18 protein-coding genes are annotated in these 17,436 nt (G+C 67.0%); 10 read left to right on the top strand and 8 right to left on the bottom strand.

The annotated features are described in order from the left end of the window. The first annotated feature begins 19 nt into the window (after window positions 1-19). Both sppA and AB0876_RS18395 read left to right on the top strand, forming a co-directional pair. Window positions 20-1,804 carry a signal peptide peptidase SppA gene (gene sppA / locus AB0876_RS18400; RefSeq protein WP_526042575.1) on the top strand — a complete coding sequence of 595 codons (1,785 nt, stop codon included), beginning with the start codon at window positions 20-22 and terminating at the stop codon, window positions 1,802-1,804. A gap of 209 nt (window positions 1,805-2,013) precedes the next feature. Continuing rightward, window positions 2,014-3,441, top strand: coding sequence for an MFS transporter (locus tag AB0876_RS18395; protein WP_526042574.1), 1,428 nt, complete (start codon window positions 2,014-2,016; stop codon window positions 3,439-3,441). On the opposite strand, the gene AB0876_RS18390 is transcribed toward AB0876_RS18395, so the two are convergent. Genes AB0876_RS18390 through AB0876_RS18380 form a run of 3 tightly spaced genes read right to left on the bottom strand, consistent with a single transcriptional unit; the run spans window position 3,427 to window position 5,577 of the window. Next, window positions 3,427-4,083, bottom strand: coding sequence for a GntR family transcriptional regulator (locus AB0876_RS18390; protein ID WP_526042573.1), 657 nt, complete (start codon window positions 4,081-4,083; stop codon window positions 3,427-3,429). The two genes, AB0876_RS18395 and AB0876_RS18390, sit on opposite strands and share 15 nt — an antisense overlap. Beyond that, entirely contained in the window at window positions 4,080-4,799 is a 720-nt protein-coding gene (locus tag AB0876_RS18385; RefSeq protein WP_526042572.1) for a maleate cis-trans isomerase family protein, read from the bottom strand. The genes AB0876_RS18390 and AB0876_RS18385 overlap by 4 nt, the downstream gene beginning before the upstream one ends. Before the next feature lie 40 nt (window positions 4,800-4,839). Beyond that, window positions 4,840-5,577, bottom strand: a complete 738-nt coding sequence (locus tag AB0876_RS18380; RefSeq protein WP_526042571.1) for a maleate cis-trans isomerase family protein — start codon at window positions 5,575-5,577, stop codon at window positions 4,840-4,842. Between the two features lie 76 nt (window positions 5,578-5,653). On the opposite strand from AB0876_RS18380, the gene AB0876_RS18375 reads away from it, so the two are divergent. The 3 genes from AB0876_RS18375 to AB0876_RS18365 are packed head-to-tail and all read left to right on the top strand — an operon-like array spanning window position 5,654 to window position 8,540. Next, a complete protein-coding gene (locus tag AB0876_RS18375) occupies window positions 5,654-6,640 on the top strand; it encodes a D-2-hydroxyacid dehydrogenase (protein ID WP_526042570.1) in 987 nt (328 codons plus the stop codon). Beyond that, window positions 6,637-8,046, top strand: coding sequence for an amidase (locus tag AB0876_RS18370; RefSeq protein WP_526042569.1), 1,410 nt, complete (start codon window positions 6,637-6,639; stop codon window positions 8,044-8,046). Before AB0876_RS18375 ends, AB0876_RS18370 begins: the two co-directional genes overlap by 4 nt. Further along, a complete protein-coding gene (locus AB0876_RS18365) occupies window positions 8,043-8,540 on the top strand; it encodes a DUF3830 family protein (protein WP_526042568.1) in 498 nt (165 codons plus the stop codon). The genes AB0876_RS18370 and AB0876_RS18365 overlap by 4 nt, the downstream gene beginning before the upstream one ends. Window positions 8,541-8,560: 20 nt before the next feature. On the opposite strand, the gene AB0876_RS18360 is transcribed toward AB0876_RS18365, so the two are convergent. Genes AB0876_RS18360 through AB0876_RS18345 form a run of 4 tightly spaced genes read right to left on the bottom strand, consistent with a single transcriptional unit; the run spans window position 8,561 to window position 12,272 of the window. Further along, window positions 8,561-9,481, bottom strand: coding sequence for a class I SAM-dependent methyltransferase (locus tag AB0876_RS18360; protein ID WP_526042567.1), 921 nt, complete (start codon window positions 9,479-9,481; stop codon window positions 8,561-8,563). 18 nt (window positions 9,482-9,499) lie between these two features. Continuing rightward, a complete protein-coding gene (locus AB0876_RS18355) occupies window positions 9,500-10,405 on the bottom strand; it encodes a class I SAM-dependent methyltransferase (protein ID WP_526042566.1) in 906 nt (301 codons plus the stop codon). Between the two features lie 7 nt (window positions 10,406-10,412). After that, on the bottom strand, window positions 10,413-11,345 hold the full coding sequence (locus tag AB0876_RS18350; protein WP_526042565.1) for an SAM-dependent methyltransferase: 933 nt from the start codon (window positions 11,343-11,345) through the stop codon (window positions 10,413-10,415). 12 nt (window positions 11,346-11,357) lie between these two features. Beyond that, window positions 11,358-12,272, bottom strand: coding sequence for a class I SAM-dependent methyltransferase (locus AB0876_RS18345; RefSeq protein WP_491837873.1), 915 nt, complete (start codon window positions 12,270-12,272; stop codon window positions 11,358-11,360). A 313-nt stretch (window positions 12,273-12,585) separates the two neighbouring features. On the opposite strand from AB0876_RS18345, the gene secY reads away from it, so the two are divergent. The 5 genes from secY (at window position 12,586) to AB0876_RS18320 (ending at window position 16,621) form a co-directional block, all read left to right on the top strand. After that, window positions 12,586-13,911: a preprotein translocase subunit SecY gene (gene secY / locus AB0876_RS18340; RefSeq protein WP_491837874.1), complete on the top strand. Its 1,326-nt coding sequence runs from the start codon at window positions 12,586-12,588 to the stop codon at window positions 13,909-13,911. Further along, entirely contained in the window at window positions 13,908-14,453 is a 546-nt protein-coding gene (locus tag AB0876_RS18335; RefSeq protein WP_358020960.1) for an adenylate kinase, read from the top strand. The genes secY and AB0876_RS18335 overlap by 4 nt, the downstream gene beginning before the upstream one ends. Further along, window positions 14,450-15,247 carry a type I methionyl aminopeptidase gene (gene map, locus AB0876_RS18330; protein ID WP_491837875.1) on the top strand — a complete coding sequence of 266 codons (798 nt, stop codon included), beginning with the start codon at window positions 14,450-14,452 and terminating at the stop codon, window positions 15,245-15,247. The genes AB0876_RS18335 and map overlap by 4 nt, the downstream gene beginning before the upstream one ends. Before the next feature lie 136 nt (window positions 15,248-15,383). Then, entirely contained in the window at window positions 15,384-15,890 is a 507-nt protein-coding gene (locus AB0876_RS18325) for a sigma-70 family RNA polymerase sigma factor (protein WP_236735340.1), read from the top strand. Continuing rightward, window positions 15,887-16,621 carry an anti-sigma factor family protein gene (locus AB0876_RS18320; RefSeq protein ID WP_491837876.1) on the top strand — a complete coding sequence of 245 codons (735 nt, stop codon included), beginning with the start codon at window positions 15,887-15,889 and terminating at the stop codon, window positions 16,619-16,621. The genes AB0876_RS18325 and AB0876_RS18320 overlap by 4 nt, the downstream gene beginning before the upstream one ends. A 19-nt stretch (window positions 16,622-16,640) precedes the next feature. On the opposite strand, the gene AB0876_RS18315 is transcribed toward AB0876_RS18320, so the two are convergent. Then, window positions 16,641-17,318: a class I SAM-dependent methyltransferase gene (locus tag AB0876_RS18315; protein ID WP_491837877.1), complete on the bottom strand. Its 678-nt coding sequence runs from the start codon at window positions 17,316-17,318 to the stop codon at window positions 16,641-16,643. Window positions 17,319-17,436: the final 118 nt, after the last annotated feature.

Below are 17,436 nucleotides of genomic sequence, written 5' to 3'. Positions count from 1 at the left end.
CGATCGGTAGGCTCGGTCCATGTTCGCTTTTCTCCCAGGACTGCCCGGCCAGGACGACCTCAGGGCGTTGGCCCGGCGCGTGGACACCGCCCGGCACAACGGAGTGCCCAGCGGGTGTGTGCTGGAGCTGGATCTGATGTCGACGCCGCCGGAGACCGCCGGTTTCGACCCGTTGGCCGTGATCGCGGGCGGGGGCCGCCCGCTGGTGTTGCGGCAGGCCGTCGCCGCGATCCACCGTGCCGCCGAGGATGACCGGGTGGCCGGGTTGATTGCGCGGGTGCAGTTGCCCGCCGCCGCGCCCGGCCCGGTACAGGAACTGCGGGATGCCATCGCGGCGTTCAGCGCGGTCAAGCCCACGGTGGCCTGGGCCGAGACCTACCCAGGAACGCTGTCCTACTACCTGGCGTCCGCCTTCCGTGAAGTGTGGATGCAGCCGTCGGGCTCGGTCGGGCTGGTCGGTTTCGCCACCAATGCGATGTTCCTGCGCGACGCACTCGACAAGGTGGGGGTTGAGGCGCAGTTCGTCGCGCGTGGCGAATACAAGTCCGCGGCAAACGTTTTCACGCAGGCCGGCTACACCGACGCGCAACGTGAGGCCGACGGCCGGATGATCGAGAGCCTGCAGTCGCAGGTGTGGCAGGCCATCGCCGAATCACGGGGCCTGACGTCGGAGGCGGTCAATGTACTGGCCGACAAGGCGCCGGTGCTGCGGGATGACGCCGTCACCGCCGGCCTGATCGACCGGATCGGGTTCCGCGACGAGGCCTACTCACGCATCGGGGAACTGTCCGGCGGACCGGCCGAGGCGGGTGCCGATGCCGACGGTCACCCCGATGCCCTACCGCGGCTGTATCTTTCGCGCTATGCGCGGACCACCCCGAAGGTTCCGGCACCACAGATACCTGGCCGTAAGTCCAAGCCCACGGTCGCGTTGGTGACGTTGCACGGCCCGATCGTGAGCGGCCGCGGCGGGCCACAGGTGCTGCCGATAGGTAATTCCAGTGCCGGCGGCGACACCATCGCCGCGGCTCTGCGTGAGGCAGCTGCCGACGACGAGGTGTCGGCGATCGTGCTGCGCGTCGACAGCCCCGGCGGCTCGGTGTCCGGGTCGGAAACCATTTGGCGCGAGGTGGTCCGGATTCGCGAGCGCGGTAAGCCCATCGTCGCCTCCATGGGTGCGGTGGCCGCATCGGGCGGCTACTACGTGTCGATGGCGGCAGACGAGATCGTGGCGAATGCGGGCACCATCACCGGGTCGATCGGTGTGATCACCGGCAAGCTGGTCTCCCGCGAGCTCAAGGACAAGTTGGGAGTCGGATCGGACTCCTTGCGTACCAACCCCAATGCCGATGCCTGGTCGTCCAACACACCATTCACCGATGAACAGCACGCCCACATCGAAGCCGAGACCGACCTGCTCTACACCGATTTCATCACCCGCGTGGCCGAGGGGCGCAAGCTCTCGGTCGAGCAGGTGGACAAGGTGGCGCGCGGACGGATCTGGACGGGCGCCGACGCCAAGGGCCACGGCCTCGTCGACGAACTCGGGGGCCTGCGTACCGCGGTCACCCGCGCCAAGGTCCTGGCCGGGCTGGATCCGGACACCAAGGTGCGGGTGCTGAGCTATCCCGGTTCGTCCTGGTTGGACATGTTGCGGCCCAAGCCCTCGTCGCAACCCGCAGCGGCGTCGGTGCCGCAGGCTGTCGGCAACCTGCTGGGGCAATCGGTGGTCGGAGTCCTCGAGAACGCCGGGCGCGCGGTGACCGGATCCCACGCGCTCTGGCTGGGAGAACCCCGGTTTTGACGCATGCGATAGTTACGACGCGGTAGCGGGCGGCGCTTTGTCGGGCGCGGGGCTGTAACGTCAGATCTTGGCAACTATTGAATTGTCGACGAAATGACGGCCTGGCCCTGCGGTGTTCAACCCAGTCAGAGCAGCCGTAACAGAGAGTGCGCGGCGGGGAACGGTGTCGTCAGACACATGGAGGACTCGTGCCCGCGCATAAAAGCCCGATGAGGGGCTTCGGAGACAAACCGGAGATCGACTATCGCGAACCCTCCGAGGATTCGCCGGACCCCGGGGTATTGAAGAGGGCCATCGCCGCCTCGGCTATCGGTAACGCCACCGAATGGTTCGACTACGGTATCTACGCCTATGGCGTGGGCTACATTTCCGCCGCCATCTTCCCTGGAGACGCCCAGCAGGCAACCCTGCTGGCCCTAGCGACGTTCGCGGTGTCGTTTTTGGTCCGCCCGCTCGGCGGATTCGTCTGGGGGCCACTCGGCGACCGACTCGGGCGTAAACACGTCCTCGCGATCACCATCGTGTTGATGGCAGGCGCGACGTTCTGCGCCGGCCTGATTCCGTCCTATGCCGCGATCGGGATGTGGGCACCGGTGCTCATGGTCGGGCTCCGGATGATCCAGGGCTTCTCCACCGGCGGAGAGTACGGCGGTGCCGCGACGTTCATGGCCGAGTACGCGCCGTCGCGTCGGCGTGGCTTCCTCGGCAGTTTCCTGGAATTCGGCACCCTCGCGGGCTTTTCGATGGGTGCGCTGTTGATGCTCGGCTTCTCGGCAGTGCTCTCGGATGAGCAGATGGGGCAATGGGGTTGGCGGCTGCCGTTCCTCGTGGCCGCCCCGCTCGGCCTGGTCGGTGTCTACCTACGTTCGAAGCTGGAGGACACCCCGATCTTCCGCGAACTCGAGGCGACGGGGGAGCGGGAAGGCGGACCTGCGTCTGAGCTCAAGGATCTGGTGGTCGAGTACTGGGGCCCGATCCTGCGATTGGGCGGTTTGGTCGTCGCACTCAACGTGGTCAACTACACGCTGCTCACCTACATGCCGACATACCTGGAGCAGACGATCGGCTTGTCGAGCGGTCACTCCCTGGTGGTACCCATCATCGGCATGCTGTCGATGATGGTGTTCCTGCCGTTCGCCGGCCATATCTCCGACCGCGTGGGCCGCAAACCGATGTGGTGGTTCTCGCTGATCGGTCTATTCATCGCCGGCATCCCGATGTTCCTGCTGATGTCGACCAACATGGTGGGTGCGATCATCGCGTTCGCGGTGCTGGGCCTGCTGTATGTACCCCAGTTGTCGACCATCTCCGCGACGTTCCCGGCGATGTTCCCCACCCAGGTGCGTTACGCGGGCTTCGCCATCGCCTACAACGTGTCGACATCGCTGTTCGGCGGTACGGCTCCGGCGGTCAACGATTGGGTGGTGTCAAAGACCGGCGACCAACTGGTGCCGGCCTATTACATGATGATCGCCTGCGTGATCGGGATGATCGCGCTGATCAAGGTGCCGGAGACCGCGCGATGTCCGATCAGTGGCACCGAAATACCCGGGACGCCGGAAGCGCCGCCCCAGCTGGATTACGAGACCGACGCCGACGCCGACACAGGCACGACGTCAGCGTCAGCCGGCCGGTAGTCGCGCGATCAGCCGGTCGACTGCGTCCTCCATGTGGGCCAGCATCAACTTGTCGGTGAGTGCGACGTCGCCGGATCGGATGGCGCCCGCCAACGCCCGATGCTCGTTCACCCGGTCGGTGGCGGTGTCATAGGTGTCGGCCAGCGCGTGCACACACATCCTGGTCTCGACGAGGAAGGTCTGGTGCAGGCGCGACAGCCGCGGGCTGCCTGCGAGTTCCACGAGCACCTCGTGGAAACGCATATCGGCTTCGCTGACCTCATCGAGATCCCTGGCTGCTGCCATCTCGTCGACCACGGCGAGTAATGCGTCCCCGGCACCTGCATAGTCACCCTGCAGGATCTGGCGGCTCGCGGTCCGCTCGATCGCCTCGCGGGCCAGGTACATGTCGCGAATCTCGCCGGAGTCCATGGTGTTGACGAACACTCCCCGGTTGCGGATCGCGATCAGCAGACCTTCCTGGGTGAGGCGCTGCATTCCCTCCCTCAGCGGTCCGCGGCTGACGCCGAACCTGCGCGCCAACTCGGCCTCGCCGAGTTGCGTGCCGGGGACGAGCTCGCCGTACGCGATGGCCTGCCGGAGCTTCTCGGCGACGATGCTGGGCGTCGACTCCTGCTCGACGGGAGTGATGAAGTCGGTCACGGCCGGCCTCCGAACAGGTGACCGAGCCCGGGCAGAGGCGGCACGGGGCCGAGCAGGTGCAGGCCCTTCCAGACCGTCACCTGGTTGGCGGTGAGCACCGGTTTTCCGACGGCGGATTCCAGTTGATCGATGAAACCCATTGTGTGCATGGCGGTGTCGGGTACCAGCACGGCTTCGGCGTCGGGGTGGTCGGCTGCGGTGACCATCGCGAGGACCTGCGCCTGTGCCAGCCGGCCTACCTCGGCTGCGGTGACGATGCCGTGGCTGCCGATCGACACCACGTCGATGCCGCCGGCCGACAGGAACGCGACGAAGTGTGCCGCCACGTCGCCCGGGTAAGAGGCGGCCACGGCAACCCGGTGGATGCCCAAGTGCTGCAATGCATCTACGAAGGCGATCGATGTCGACGACGCCGGGACGCCGGACGCGGCGGCCACGTCGTCGGCCTGGCGTCGGGCACCGTCGCGCCCGAAGACGAAACTGCCCGACGTACACGCCCACATCATCGAATCCGGATGCGCCGCCCCCAGGCGCACGACACCGTCGGCGAGGCGTTCGGTCCGGCCGAGGTCGAGGAGGGCATCGACGCGATGAGCGTCCTCACCCACTGAGGTGATCGCGACGGGCAGTCTGACCGTCGCCTGCAGGCGTGCCTCCAGCGCGCCGAAGTCGTCTTCGGCGCTGTGGCCGGGATAGAGGATCCCCACCGTGGTCATGCATCGTCCTTTCAATGGTGGCCCTGTCGCTACCGTGCGTTCAGGTCTCCAGCAGTCGCTGACCGCCTCCGACGGCGTTGCGGCCGGCGACTGCCAGTGCCGCCCACATGGTCACCTGGTTGGCGGTGACCACCGGCTTGCCGAGTTGACGCTCCAGCGGGGCGATCAGATCGTAGGTCGGCAGATTCGTGCAACTGATGACGACGGCCTCGGCATCGGAACAATCTGTGGCGCATACCAACTCGGCCGTGGTGGCATACGGCACCGCCCAGATCTGCGATGTCATCCCCAGGCCTGCGGTGGCGGCGACCTCGATGCCGGCTTCCATGAGGTAACTGGTCAGTCCGCTCGTCAGGTCGGCGGTGTAGGGAGTCACCGTGGCGACCGTCTTCACCCCGAGGTGCCGGAGCGCGGCGAGCATGGAGCCGCTGGTGGTCACCGCTGCCGGGGCTCCTGCCGCCCGCATCGCCGCGACCAGTGCGGCCTCGCCTGCCATTCCCTTGACGAAGCTTCCCGCGGTACACGCGTATGCCGTGACCAACGGCGACACGGAAAGCACGTTCGCGGCGCCGGCCTCGACCTGCTCGGGTTCGGAGACGTGCACCGCCATGTCGACCGTCACCTGCATCGGGGCGTACCGCAGTCGGGTGACGTAGAGGCTGACGTCGTTGGGCACCCAACGCCACAGTTCGCGATCGAGGGCGAAGTCGTAGGGCGTCACGACGCCTATCCCCACCTGCTGCAACGGTGGGGGAGGAACGACTTCCTCGAGCGTCATGTCCACAGTGTGAGGCCGAGAGGGCAAACCGGCAACAGATTGTTGACAATAATACGAACGTGTTCCTAGCCTCGGAATGGTGCCACCCAACGCAACCCGCCCCCTGATCGCGGTGTTGTGCGAGCGTGAGACCGACCGCGTGCCCGGTCTGGACGACGTGGACGCGGAGTTCCGCTACTGCGACGCCGCCGGGTTGGGGCAGGCGGTCGAGGGGGCGCGGGCCTTGTTGCTGTGGGACTACTTCTCCACCGCGTTGCGTGACGTCTGGGCACGTGCGGATGCGCTCGAGTGGATTCACGTCCCCGCGGCCGGGGTCGACACGTTGCTGTTCGACCGGTTACGGGAATCGGACGTGGTGATCACCAATGCCCGCGGCGTATTCGACCGTCCCATAGCTGAATACGTGCTCGGCGCGGTGCTGGCGTATGCGAAGGGCAGCCAGGCAAGCCTGGATTTCCAGCGCCGCCATGAGTGGCGCTACCGCGAGACCCGCAGCATCGCGGGCGCCAAGGCTCTCGTGGTCGGGACGGGTGGCATCGGCCGGGAGATCGCGCGTCTGCTGCGCGCGGCGGGTCTGTCCGTGCGTGGTGCCGGGCGCGTGGCCGTCGCCGCGGACCCGGATTTCGGTGCGGTGGTCGCCACCGACGATCTGACCTCGGCTGTCGGCTGGTGCGATCACCTCGTGCTGGCGGCTCCGCTCACCGCAGCGACGCGGGGCCTGGTGAACGCGGCCGTGTTGAAGGAGATGAAACCCGATGCGCACCTGGTGAATATCGCGCGGGGACCGATCGTCGACGAAGATGCGCTGCTTGCCGCGCTGACCGAACACCGCATCGGCGGGGCCACCCTGGACGTGTTCAGCACCGAGCCGTTGCCCGCCGAACACCCGCTGTGGGACGCGCCCGGCACCGTCATCACCGCGCACATGTCCGGTGACGTCGTGGGGTTCCGCGAGACTCTCGCCGATCAGTTCGCCGACAATGCGCGGCGCTGGCTGGCCGGGCAGCCGTTGGTCAACGTCGTCGACAAGGCGCTCGGTTACGTACCGGGGGAGCGGACGTGACCATCCCGCAGGCCGTCGAGCTGATCGAGGCCTACCGCACCAAGGCGCTCTCGCCAGTGGAGGCGACCCGCGCGGCGCTGTCGGCCATCGACCGCCACAACGACGCGGTCAACGCGTTCGTGCTCGTCGACCCCGAGGGCGCGATGGCCGCCGCGCGGGAGTCCGAAAAGCGTTGGCATGACGGGTGTCCGCTGGGCCCCGGCGACGGGATCCCGACGTCGATCAAGGACGCGCTGTGGACCAGGGACTGGCCGACCCTGCGTGGCAGCTGGCTCATTGACGAGGCGGGCCCGTGGAACGAGGACGCACCCAGCGTGGCGCGGCTGCGCGAATCCGGTGCGGTGCTGCTCGGCAAGACCACCACCCCGGAGTACTCGTGGAAGGGCGTGACCGACTCGCCGCGCTATGGGGTGACCGGCAACCCGTGGGATCCCGGGATGACCGCAGGCGGGTCGAGCGGGGGCAGTGCCGCGGCCGTGGCGCTCGGTATGGGCGCGTGGTCGGTGGGCACCGACGGCGGTGGTTCGGTGCGCATCCCTGGCGCGTTCACCGGCACCGTCGCCCTCAAACCGACCTACGGACTCATCCCGTTGTATCCACCGAGCCCGTTCGGCACGCTGTCGCACGCCGGGCCGATGGCGCGCACGGTCGCCGACGTCGCCGCGTTGCTGGATGTGGTCACCGGATTCGACGTGCGGGACTGGTCGGCAATGCCTGCTCCGCGTACATCTTTCCGCGCCGCGCTGAACGGCGGCATCGCCGGGCTGCGGGTCGCCTACTCGCCGAACCTCGGCTTCGGGGTCAATGACCCTGAGGTGGACATCGCGGTGCGGGCTGCGGTCGAGGTGCTTGCGGCGGCAGGCGCGCACGTAGAGGAGGTCGATCCGGGCTTCGCCGACCCGGTGCACGCCTTCCATGTGCTGTGGTTCGCCGGTGAGGCAAAGGTGTTGGAAGGCAAGTTGACTGGTGCGGACGCCGGACGTGTCGATCCCGGTCTACGCCGCACGGCCGATACCGGGGCGGCCTTCACCGCGTCGGACTATCTGGACGCGACCGCGGTCCGGATGAAGCTCGGGGAACTGATGGGCAGGTTCCACCAGACCTATGACGTCCTGGTCACCCCGACGCTGCCGTTGACCGCCTTCGCCGTCGGCCAGGACGTGCCCGACGGTTCGCCCTCGCCGGACTGGACGAGTTGGACGCCCTACACATACCCGTTCAATCTGACTCAGCAGCCCGCACTTTCGGTGCCGTGCGGGTTCAGCGCGGGTGGCCTGCCCGTCGGACTGCAGATCGTCGGACCCCGACACTCGGATGCCCTGGTGCTCCGGGTGGGGGAGGCGTACCAGGGCGCCACGGACTGGCATCGCCGGGTGCCCGCGTTGCTCACCGAGGAGGTTGCATGAGCCGGTTGATCACGGTGTCGTTGGACAAACGCGGAGTCAGTTGCGTGGCCCGGCTTCTCGACGAAGCGGCGCCGCGCACCTGCGCCGCGGTGTGGGACGCCCTGCCGCTGGCGGCACAGGTATTTCACGGCAAGTACGCCCGCAACGAGATCTACACGCTGCTGCCGGCGTTCGGCACCGACCCCGGCAAGGAGAACACCACGGTCACCCCGATCCCGGGCGATCTGTGCTGGTTCTCGTTCGACTCAGACGATCTGGGCAACCCCGCGTACGGATACGAGAACAGCGCCGGCACCGGAACCACCGGAGCGATCGTCGACCTGGCGCTGTTCTACGGCCGCAACAACCTGCTGATCAACGGAGACCAGGGCTGGGTGCCCGGCAACGTGTTCGGCGAGATCATCGAAGGGTTCGACGACATGGCCGCGGCGTGTCAGGACCTGTGGATGGGCGGAGCCAGGGGCGAGACGTTGCGCTTTGCCCGGGTGCCGTGATCGGGTGGCGCCGGCAGAACTCAGTCCAGAGTGCCGCTGACGTAGACGATTTCACCCATCGGGTCATTGTCGTCGCGGTCGGGCACCGGCAGGCCGTGGCGGACGAACAGTTCCGAGCGGGGCGTGCCGGACATCTCCCAACCCTTGGCGTTCAGATAGTCGGCGGCCGAATGCCTCTCGCCGTGGTAGATCAGCGACGGCATGTCCAGGTTCAGACCGAGCTGGCTGAACGTCGCGGTGGCGGCGCGTGCCTTTTCCGGGTCGAAATCCTTGAGCGCGGGCACGAATTCGGTGGCCACCGCGCTGCCGGGCGCACTGAGCGCGGCGATGTTGTCGAACAACCGGTCCTGCGCCTCGGGCGGCAGGTAGATCAGCAGACCCTCGGCGCACCACGCGGTCGGTTTTGCCGGGTCGAATCCCGCCGCCCGCAGGGCGGCCGGCCAGTCGTTCCGCAGGTCGATCGGTACGGTGCGTCGTTCCGCCTTCGGCTCCGCGCCAAGGTCGGCGAGGGTGCGCGTCTTGAACTCGATCACCTCGGGCTGGTCGATCTCGTAGACCACGGTGCCCGCCGGCCAGGGCAGGCGGTATGCGCGCGAGTCCAGACCGGAGGCCAGGATCACCGCCTGCCGGATACCGGCCTTGCCCGACGTGATGAAGAAGTCGTCGAAGAACCGGGTCCGCACAGCCATCTCGTCGATATTGGAGCGGGCACGCTCGGCCGCATCCGGTGCGAGCTGGGCGAGGGTATCCATACTCAGCTCACCGTCGACCATCTTGGTGAACACCTCGATGCCCACCGCGCGCACCAACGGCGCCGCGAACGGGTCGTCGATCAGGCCGTGGGAATCCTGGCTCGCGATCGCCCGCCCCGTCGCCACCAGCGTGGCAGTGGTGCCGACGCTGGAGGCCAGATCCCAACTGTCGTCATCGGTTCGTGCCATCGTGCGCCTCCCGGCCGTCTACTTAGATGTCTTGAGCGTTGCTGACAGATAACCAGAATCACCGGCGAGGTCGGCAAGCTCCTCGGGGTAGGGGAAGCCGTGCGACGCGTAGGCGGCCCGGGTGGGCTGCACTGTCGCGTCCCACCCGTGCGCGTTGAGGTAGTCGCGGGCGGCTGTTCGCTCGCCGGAGTAGAACAGATCCTTCAGATCCACATCGGAGCCGACCTTCTTGGACCACTGGCTGACCCGCTCGGTCCACTTGTCGTTGAGCGAGGCGGCATCCATGTGCTCGGTGGCCAGTCGGCTGCCCGGGGCGCTGAGCGCGGTGATGTTGTCGAACAACCGGTCCTGGGCTTCCGGCGGCAGGTAGATCAGCAGGCCCTCGGCGATCCAAGCGGTCGGGGCCGACGGATCGAAGCCATTGTCACGCAGGGCTTTCGGCCAGTCATCGCGAAGGTCGACGGACACGGTGTGAAGTTCGGCGGCCGGCTCGGCCTCGAGCTCGGCCAGGGTGCGGGTCTTGAACTCCAGCACGGCCGGCTGATCCACCTCGAACACGACGCTGCCGGCCGGCCAGGCCAGCCGGTAGGCACGGGTGTCCAGACCGGACGCCAGGATCACCGCCTGCCGGATACCGGCATCCCCGGCGGCGACAAAGAAGTCGTCGAAAAATCGGGTACGGACGGCGATCTGCTCACACATCCGCTGCCGGTCCAGCATCAGATCGCCCTCGACGCACACCTCGCCGTCGGCGAGCCGGATGCTGTGCTCCAGTCCCACCGCACGCACCAGCGCGTCGGCGAACGGGTCGTTGATGAGTGGGTCGGGCTGTTTGGTGGCCAGGGCGCGGGAGGCTGCGACACCGGTCGCGGTGGCCCCGACGCTGGTGGCCAGATCCCAGGTGTCTCCTTCGGTGCGGGTCATGGTGCTCCTAGTCTCGTATCGCGATGACGGCCTGCGAACTGCGTTGTGGCGCAGCGGCTTCTCCGGCGGGGAACTCGCGGCCGTATTCGGCGAACAGCTCGGGCCGTCGCCGAGCGGTCACCGACCAGCCGCCGTCGGTCAGGTAGTCGACGACCGAATTGCGCTCGCCGTCGTACCAGAGGTTGGCCAGGTCGAGTTCGAGCCCGTGTCGACGCCACTGCTCGCTCAGCACCTGTCCGCGCTCGCGCAGGTCCACCGCCATGCCCGGCAGGTGGTACTCGGTCGCCAGCCGGCTGCCCGGGGCGCTGAGCGCGGTGATGTTGTCGAACAACCGGTCCTGGGCCTCGGGCGGCAGGTAGGCCAGCAGTCCCTCGGCGCTCCACGCGCTCGGCGCTGCGGGATCGAAGCCGGCCGCCTGCAGTGCCGCAGGCCAGTCGTCGCGCAGGTCGACGGCCACGGTGCGGCGTTCGGCCGTCGGGGCGGCCCCGATCTGCGTCATGGCGGCCGTCTTGGCCCCGATCACCTCGGGCTGGTCGATCTCGTAGACCACGGTGCCGTCCGGCCAGGGCAACCGGTAGGCGCGCGAATCCAGACCGGAGGCGAGGATGACCGCCTGCCGGATGCCGGCGTCGCCGGCGGCTCCGGTGGAATTGCCGCCTACGGCGGCGATGAAGAAGTCGTCGAAGAACTTGGTCCGCACCGCCATGATCCCCGTCATCAGCGCCGCGCCGGAGGCCAGCTCACCGTCGAGGCCGATCTCGCCGTCGACGAGTTTGGTGAAGAACTCCACCCCGACGGCGCGGACCAGGTCCGCCGCGTAGGGATCGTTGATCAGCGGATCGGGCTCGGCAGTCGCCATCGCGCGTGCCGCGGCGACCATCGTCGCCGTCGCGCCCACGCTGGAGGCCAGATCCCAGCTGTCGGTGTCAGACCGTGCCATCGCTCGCCCGCCTCACTTCTCGGCGCTGATGTAGAGGACCGATGCCGCGTGGGCCTCATCCTCGACAGGAGGCAGACCCGTCCGGACCAGCAGATCGTTGGACGAGATGCCCGTGGTCTTCCAGGCATGTCCTTCCAGATACGTCGTCACGTCGGCACGGTCACCGAGGAAGATCAGCTCGTTGAGGTCCATGTCCAGGCCGTGCGCCCGCCAGCGGTCGGTGAACTCCTGCATCTTGGCCCGGATCGTCTCTTCGTCGTTGGACTCGGTGGCTGGCACGCCCTCGACACCGAATCGGCTGCCGGGCGCACTCAGCGCGGTGACCTGGTCGAGCAAACGGTCCTGGGCGTCCCCCGGCAGGTAGCCCAGCAACCCCTCGGCGATCCATGCCGTCGGCACCGACGGGTCGAATCCGGCCTCGGCCAACGCCGAGGGCCAGTCGAAGCGCAGGTCGATGGCCACGGTGCGGCGGTCGGTGGTCGGTACCGCGCCGAGGTCCGCCAGGGTGGTGCTCTTGAACTCGATCACCTCGGGCTGGTCGACCTCGTAGACGACGGTGCCGGCAGGCCACGGCAGCCGGTATGCCCGTGAGTCCAGTCCGGTCGCGAGGATGACCGCCTGCCGGATGCCGGCGCGGCACGCGCTCAGGAAGAAGTCGTCGAAGAAGCGGGTGCGGGCGGCCATGCCGTTGGCGAATCGGATCAGCCCTGTTGCGGCCTCCTCGTCGAGGCCCTCGGTGGTGAAGTTCTCGTCGGCGAGCTTGGTGAAGAAGTCCATCCCGACAGCGCGGACCAGGGGAGCGGCGAAGGGGTCGTCGATCACCGGATCATCGGCATTGGTGGCCATTGCGCGCGCTGCCGCGACCATCGTCGCCGTGGCACCCACGCTGGAGGCCAGATCCCACGAGTCGTCGGCAGTCCGGGCCATGAATTCCCCTTTGTTCAGTCGAAATCAACGTGTTAGTTAGGTGGTGTAATGAGCTGTCGCCGACTGTACGCTCCGATTCTGAAGAGAAGCTCTGCTCCGCAGCTCGGCCAGATCCCGGCCGGATCGAGGCGGGCGGGCGCGGGTGCATGACGGGGGTACTCGGGGGCAACTGTTACTCTCGTAGACTGATTTGACGACTGAGTTCGCAGGCTGCGCGCCTGCCGGGCGGTCGTAAACGACTTGACCATTGACGCTGGCTCCACCAGCCCCGTTTGGCACGCCGCGCTGAGAGGTCGGCTGCGCAGGAGGAAGAGTGCTTTCGGCTTTCATCTCATCGCTGCGGACGGCCGACCTCAGACGCAAGATCCTGTTCACGTTGGGTCTGGTGATTCTCTACCGGGCCGGCGCGTCGATCCCGTCTCCGGGGGTTAACTACCCGAACGTCCAGAAGTGCATCGAGCAGGTCAGCGGCGGCGACTCCGCCCAGATCTACTCGTTGATCAACCTGTTCTCCGGCGGCGCGCTGCTGCAGCTGACGGTGTTCGCGGTGGGCGTCATGCCCTACATCACCGCCAGCATCATCGTGCAGCTGTTGGTCGTGGTGATCCCGCGTTTCGAGCAGCTGCAGAAGGAAGGCCAGGCCGGTCAGGCCAAGATGACGCAGTACACGCGTTATCTCTCGATCGCGCTGGCCGTCCTGCAGGCCACCAGCATCGTGGCGCTGGCCGCCAACGGCGGACTGCTGCAGGGCTGCAGCCTCGACATCATCCAGGACACCTCGGTCTTCGGACTGATCGTCATCGTGCTGGTGATGACCGCAGGCGCAGCGCTGGTGATGTGGATGGGCGAGCTCGTCACCGAGCGGGGCATCGGCAACGGCATGTCGCTGCTGATCTTCGCCGGTATCGCCGCCCGGATCCCGTCCGAGGGCCAGACCATCCTGGAGAGCCGCGGCGGCCTGGTATTCACCGCCGTCGTTGCCGCGACGCTGCTGATCATCGTCGGCGTGGTGTTCGTCGAGCAGGGCCAGCGCCGTATCCCGGTGCAGTACGCCAAGCGCATGGTGGGCCGCAAGATGTACGGCGGCACGTCCACCTACCTGCCGCTCAAGGTGAACCAGGCCGGCGTCATCCCGGTGATCTTCGCGTCATCGCTGATCTACATCCCGCATCTGATCACCCAGCTGATCCAGAGCGGCAGCTCCAATCCGGGCACCGGATGGTGGGACAAGTTCGTCGCCGACTATCTGACGAATCCCGCCGATCCCGTCTACATCGCGATCTACTTCGGTCTGATCATCTTCTTCACGTACTTCTACGTGTCGATCACGTTCAACCCGGACGAGCGCGCCGACGAGATGAAGAAGTTCGGCGGATTCATCCCGGGCATCAGGCCCGGCAAGCCCACCGCGGATTACCTGCGGTACGTGCTCAGCCGGATCACGCTGCCCGGCTCGATCTACCTCGGTGTGATCGCCGTCCTGCCCAACGTGTTCCTACAGATCGGCAACACCGGCTCGGTACAGAATCTGCCGTTCGGCGGTACCGCGGTCCTCATCATGATCGGTGTGGGTCTGGATACCGTGAAACAGATCGAGAGCCAGCTCATGCAACGTAACTACGAAGGGTTCCTGAAGTGAGAGTCGTTCTACTCGGACCGCCCGGTGCGGGCAAAGGCACGCAGGCGGAGAAGCTGTCCGAGAAGCTCGGCATCCCGCAAATCTCCACCGGGGACCTGTTCCGCAAGAACATCGGCGACGGCACTCCGCTCGGGCTCGAGGCCAAGCGCTACCTGGACGCCGGCGATCTGGTGCCGGCCGAGCTGACGAACCGCCTCGTGGAGGATCGCATCGATCAGGCCGACGCCGCCGACGGTTTCATCCTGGACGGCTACCCCCGCTCGGTCGAGCAGGCGGGCGCGCTCAAGGACATGCTCGCCGCACGCAACCACAAGCTCGATGCAGTGGTGGAGTTCCAGGTGTCCGAGGACGAGCTGCTGACCCGGCTCAAGGGCCGTGGCCGCGCTGACGACACCGACGAGGTCATCCGTAACCGCATGAAGGTCTACCGCGACGAGACCGAGCCGCTGCTGGAGTACTACCGCGACGACCTGAAGACCGTGGATGCGGTGGGCGCCCTCGACGAGGTTTTCGCCCGCGCATTGCACGCACTGGGTAAGTGATCAGATTGCCGGGGTTGCGCAAGCGCAAGGTCGTTGCGCAGCGCAGCGCCGGAGAGTTGGACGCGATGGCCGTGGCCGGGGCGCTCGTCGCCTCGGCACTGCGGGCAGTCCGGGCGGCCGCCGCCCCCGGCGTATCCACACTCGAGCTGGACCAGATCGCCGAGTCCGTCATCCGTGACGGTGGCGGTACCCCGTCGTTCCTCGGCTACCACGGATTTCCGGCCAGCATCTGTGCCTCGGTCAATGACCGTGTGGTGCACGGCATTCCGTCAGCGGGCGAGAAGTTGGCTGCCGGTGATCTGGTGTCCATCGACTGCGGCGCGATCGTCGACGGATGGCACGGTGACTCGGCCGTCACCTTCGGCGTCGGCGCACTCATCGCCGCCGACGAAGCTCTTTCTGCAGCAACGAAATCCGCCATGGAGGCCGGGATCGCCGCGATGCTGCCCGGAAACCGGCTCACCGACGTCTCGCACGCGATCGAGGTCGAGACCCACGCCGCCGAGGCCCGTCACGACCGCAAGTACGGGATCGTCGACGGCTACGGTGGTCACGGCATCGGCCGCCAGATGCACATGGACCCATTCCTGCCCAACGAGGGTTCACCCGGGCGCGGTCCCTACCTGGAGCCCGGTTCGGTACTGGCCATCGAGCCCATGCTGACCCTGGGCACCACCGAGACCGTGATTCTCGATGACGAGTGGACCGTCGTCACCGCAGACGGGACCCGCGCGGCGCACTGGGAGCACACCGTCGCCGTCACCGAAGACGGGCCCCGAATCCTCACCCGGTAATTAACGCCAGCAATCAATACTCGAAACGCGCGCCATCGCTGGTGTCAGCCGGCGCGCAAAGGTTCTAATTGAACCGGATCGCCACCAACGTCGTGTCACAGACGGAGGTAGGGAAGTGGATGATCCGGAGGCCGCCATGATGCGGGTGCTCTACGACGAGCATGCTGCTGCGCTATGGCGCTACGCCCTGCGGCTCACGGGTGATCGGGCCCGGGCCGAGGATGTGGTGCAGGAAACGTTGCTGCGTGCGTGGCGTCACCCAGATGTCACCGCCGACACCGACCGTTCGGCACGGGCGTGGTTGTTTACGGTGGCGCGAAACATGATCATTGATGAACGCCGGAGCGCCCGCTTTCGGAACGAAACCGGGGTGTCCGACCCCGAACAGGTGGCAGAGCATTCGAAGGCTGCCGCCACCCCTGACAAAGTGGACAACGCGTTGGACCGAATCCTCCTGACCACGGCATTGAGCCAACTTTCCGACGAACACCGGGCAGTGGTCCGCCGGGCGTACTACCAGGGCTGGACCACCGGGCAGATCGCGGACGATCTGCAGATACCCGAGGGCACCGTGAAATCGCGGCTGCACTATGCGGTACGCGCGCTGAGACTGAACTTGCAGGAGATGGGGGTGACACGATGACACAGTTCGGTGTGCCCCACATCCCTGATCCGGTCGAGTTCGACAAGTACCGGACCTGGGATGCGGCCTACGTGCTGGGTTCGTTGGAAAGCAGCGAGCGACGCGAGTACGAGGCTCATCTGGACGGCTGTGCGCAGTGCCGTTCCGCGGTGGCCGAGTTGACCGGCATGCCCGCGCTACTGGCCATGCTCGATCTCGACGACGTGCTCGCCCTCGAATCCGAAGAGCCCGATCCGCCGCTGCGGCCCGAGGTGCTGCAGTCCGTCCTGGCCAAGGTCAGCTGGGGCCGGCGTCGGTCCCGCTGGGTGACCACGGCAGCCGTGGGCGTGGCCGCTGCACTGCTGGCGCTCGGTGTGGTGGTCGGCATCCGGCCCGAGGTGTTCGGCCTGCACAGCGGCTCCGAGCAGCAGAGCGCCCAGATGCTGGCGATGAGCAAGGTCTCCGATACGCCCATCAACGCCAGCATCGCGATGACCAGTTACTCCTGGGGCACTCGCATCGACATGGCCTGCAGTTATGGCAGCTGGGGTAAGCAGGACGCGCCCCCGCAGAACCTCGGCATGATGGTGATCGGCAGGGACGGCAGCCGCAACGAGGTCGCGACGTGGATCGGGTTGTCCGGCGCCACTGCGCTGCCCAGCGGCAACACTCAGATGCCGATGTCGGATATCGCTGCGGTGCAACTGGTTACGTCGCCCGAGGGCAAGGTACTGCTCGAAAAGCAGCTCTGAGCGCCGAGCGTCCGTTTGGCTACGGCGCTCGGGGCAGCTCGGGTTCTTTGTGCGCGCTCAGCAGAAAGCCGGACATCACGATGTGACCGGCGCCGTCACGCTCCACCCCGGGCGCTGACGCCGGTCCGCCGGCTGGGTTGTCGTTGCCGTACAGCTTGGCCGGGCGCACCTCGTCGACGGTCCAACAGGTGGCGACGGTGTCGCGCAGTTCGTCGGCGGTGAAGCCGTTGGGTCCGGGAGCGTCACCGCCGAAGGGCCTTGTCGCGAAGGCCAGGATGTACAGCTTCGCGTCCGGTGCCGAGGCCCGGTGGATGGCCTGGATGTAGGGGCGGCGCCCGTCGATCGGTAGCGCGTGCAGAAGGCCACTGTCGATCACGGTGTCGAACCTGCCGTCATAACCGGTGAAGGTGGTCATGTCGGCCTGCGCGAAACTGGCTGTGGTCAGGCCACGTTCGGCTGCGGCGGCGACTGCCGCTGCGATCGCCGTCGGGCTGGCATCCAGTCCGACCACGGTGAAACCCCGTTCGGCCAGGGCCAGCGAGAGTGCGGCATGGCCGCATCCGGAGTCGAGCACCTCGCCGCGAACCTTGCCCTGCTCGATCAATCGCGCGAGCTCGGGCTGTGGGGCACCGATGCTCCACGGCGGCGGGGTTTCCTGACGATAGGCGTCTTCCCAATCGATACCCGGCTGTGCCATCCGATGCCTCCGATCCCAACGACCCCTGCCCTCCACTATCCCCCTCGGTTCCGGCTGATCTTGATGGTGTCCTGAACATTTCCTGCGGTGTCGCCGGGAGTTCGGACGAATCCGCCCC

This window comes from Mycobacterium sp. NPDC049093 (assembly GCF_040704635.1).
Classification (GTDB): domain Bacteria; phylum Actinomycetota; class Actinomycetes; order Mycobacteriales; family Mycobacteriaceae; genus Mycobacterium.
The sequence above is the reverse complement of the archived record's forward strand: the minus strand, read 5'-3'. Positions and strand labels throughout refer to the sequence as shown.

Coding starts and splice junctions, on each gene's coding strand:
- AB0876_RS18360 (WP_526042567.1), bottom strand. CDS start 9,481: ATGGCACGAACCGATGACGACAGTTGGGATCTGGCCTCCAGCGTCGGC.
- AB0876_RS18325 (WP_236735340.1), top strand. CDS start 15,384: ATGATGCGGGTGCTCTACGACGAGCATGCTGCTGCGCTATGGCGCTAC.
- AB0876_RS18315 (WP_491837877.1), bottom strand. CDS start 17,318: ATGGCACAGCCGGGTATCGATTGGGAAGACGCCTATCGTCAGGAAACC.
- sppA (WP_526042575.1), top strand. CDS start 20: ATGTTCGCTTTTCTCCCAGGACTGCCCGGCCAGGACGACCTCAGGGCG.
- AB0876_RS18395 (WP_526042574.1), top strand. CDS start 2,014: ATGAGGGGCTTCGGAGACAAACCGGAGATCGACTATCGCGAACCCTCC.
- AB0876_RS18350 (WP_526042565.1), bottom strand. CDS start 11,345: ATGGCACGGTCTGACACCGACAGCTGGGATCTGGCCTCCAGCGTGGGC.
- AB0876_RS18320 (WP_491837876.1), top strand. CDS start 15,887: ATGACACAGTTCGGTGTGCCCCACATCCCTGATCCGGTCGAGTTCGAC.
- AB0876_RS18355 (WP_526042566.1), bottom strand. CDS start 10,405: ATGACCCGCACCGAAGGAGACACCTGGGATCTGGCCACCAGCGTCGGG.
- AB0876_RS18365 (WP_526042568.1), top strand. CDS start 8,043: ATGAGCCGGTTGATCACGGTGTCGTTGGACAAACGCGGAGTCAGTTGC.
- AB0876_RS18375 (WP_526042570.1), top strand. CDS start 5,654: ATGGTGCCACCCAACGCAACCCGCCCCCTGATCGCGGTGTTGTGCGAG.
- AB0876_RS18345 (WP_491837873.1), bottom strand. CDS start 12,272: ATGGCCCGGACTGCCGACGACTCGTGGGATCTGGCCTCCAGCGTGGGT.
- AB0876_RS18385 (WP_526042572.1), bottom strand. CDS start 4,799: ATGACCACGGTGGGGATCCTCTATCCCGGCCACAGCGCCGAAGACGAC.
- AB0876_RS18380 (WP_526042571.1), bottom strand. CDS start 5,577: ATGACGCTCGAGGAAGTCGTTCCTCCCCCACCGTTGCAGCAGGTGGGG.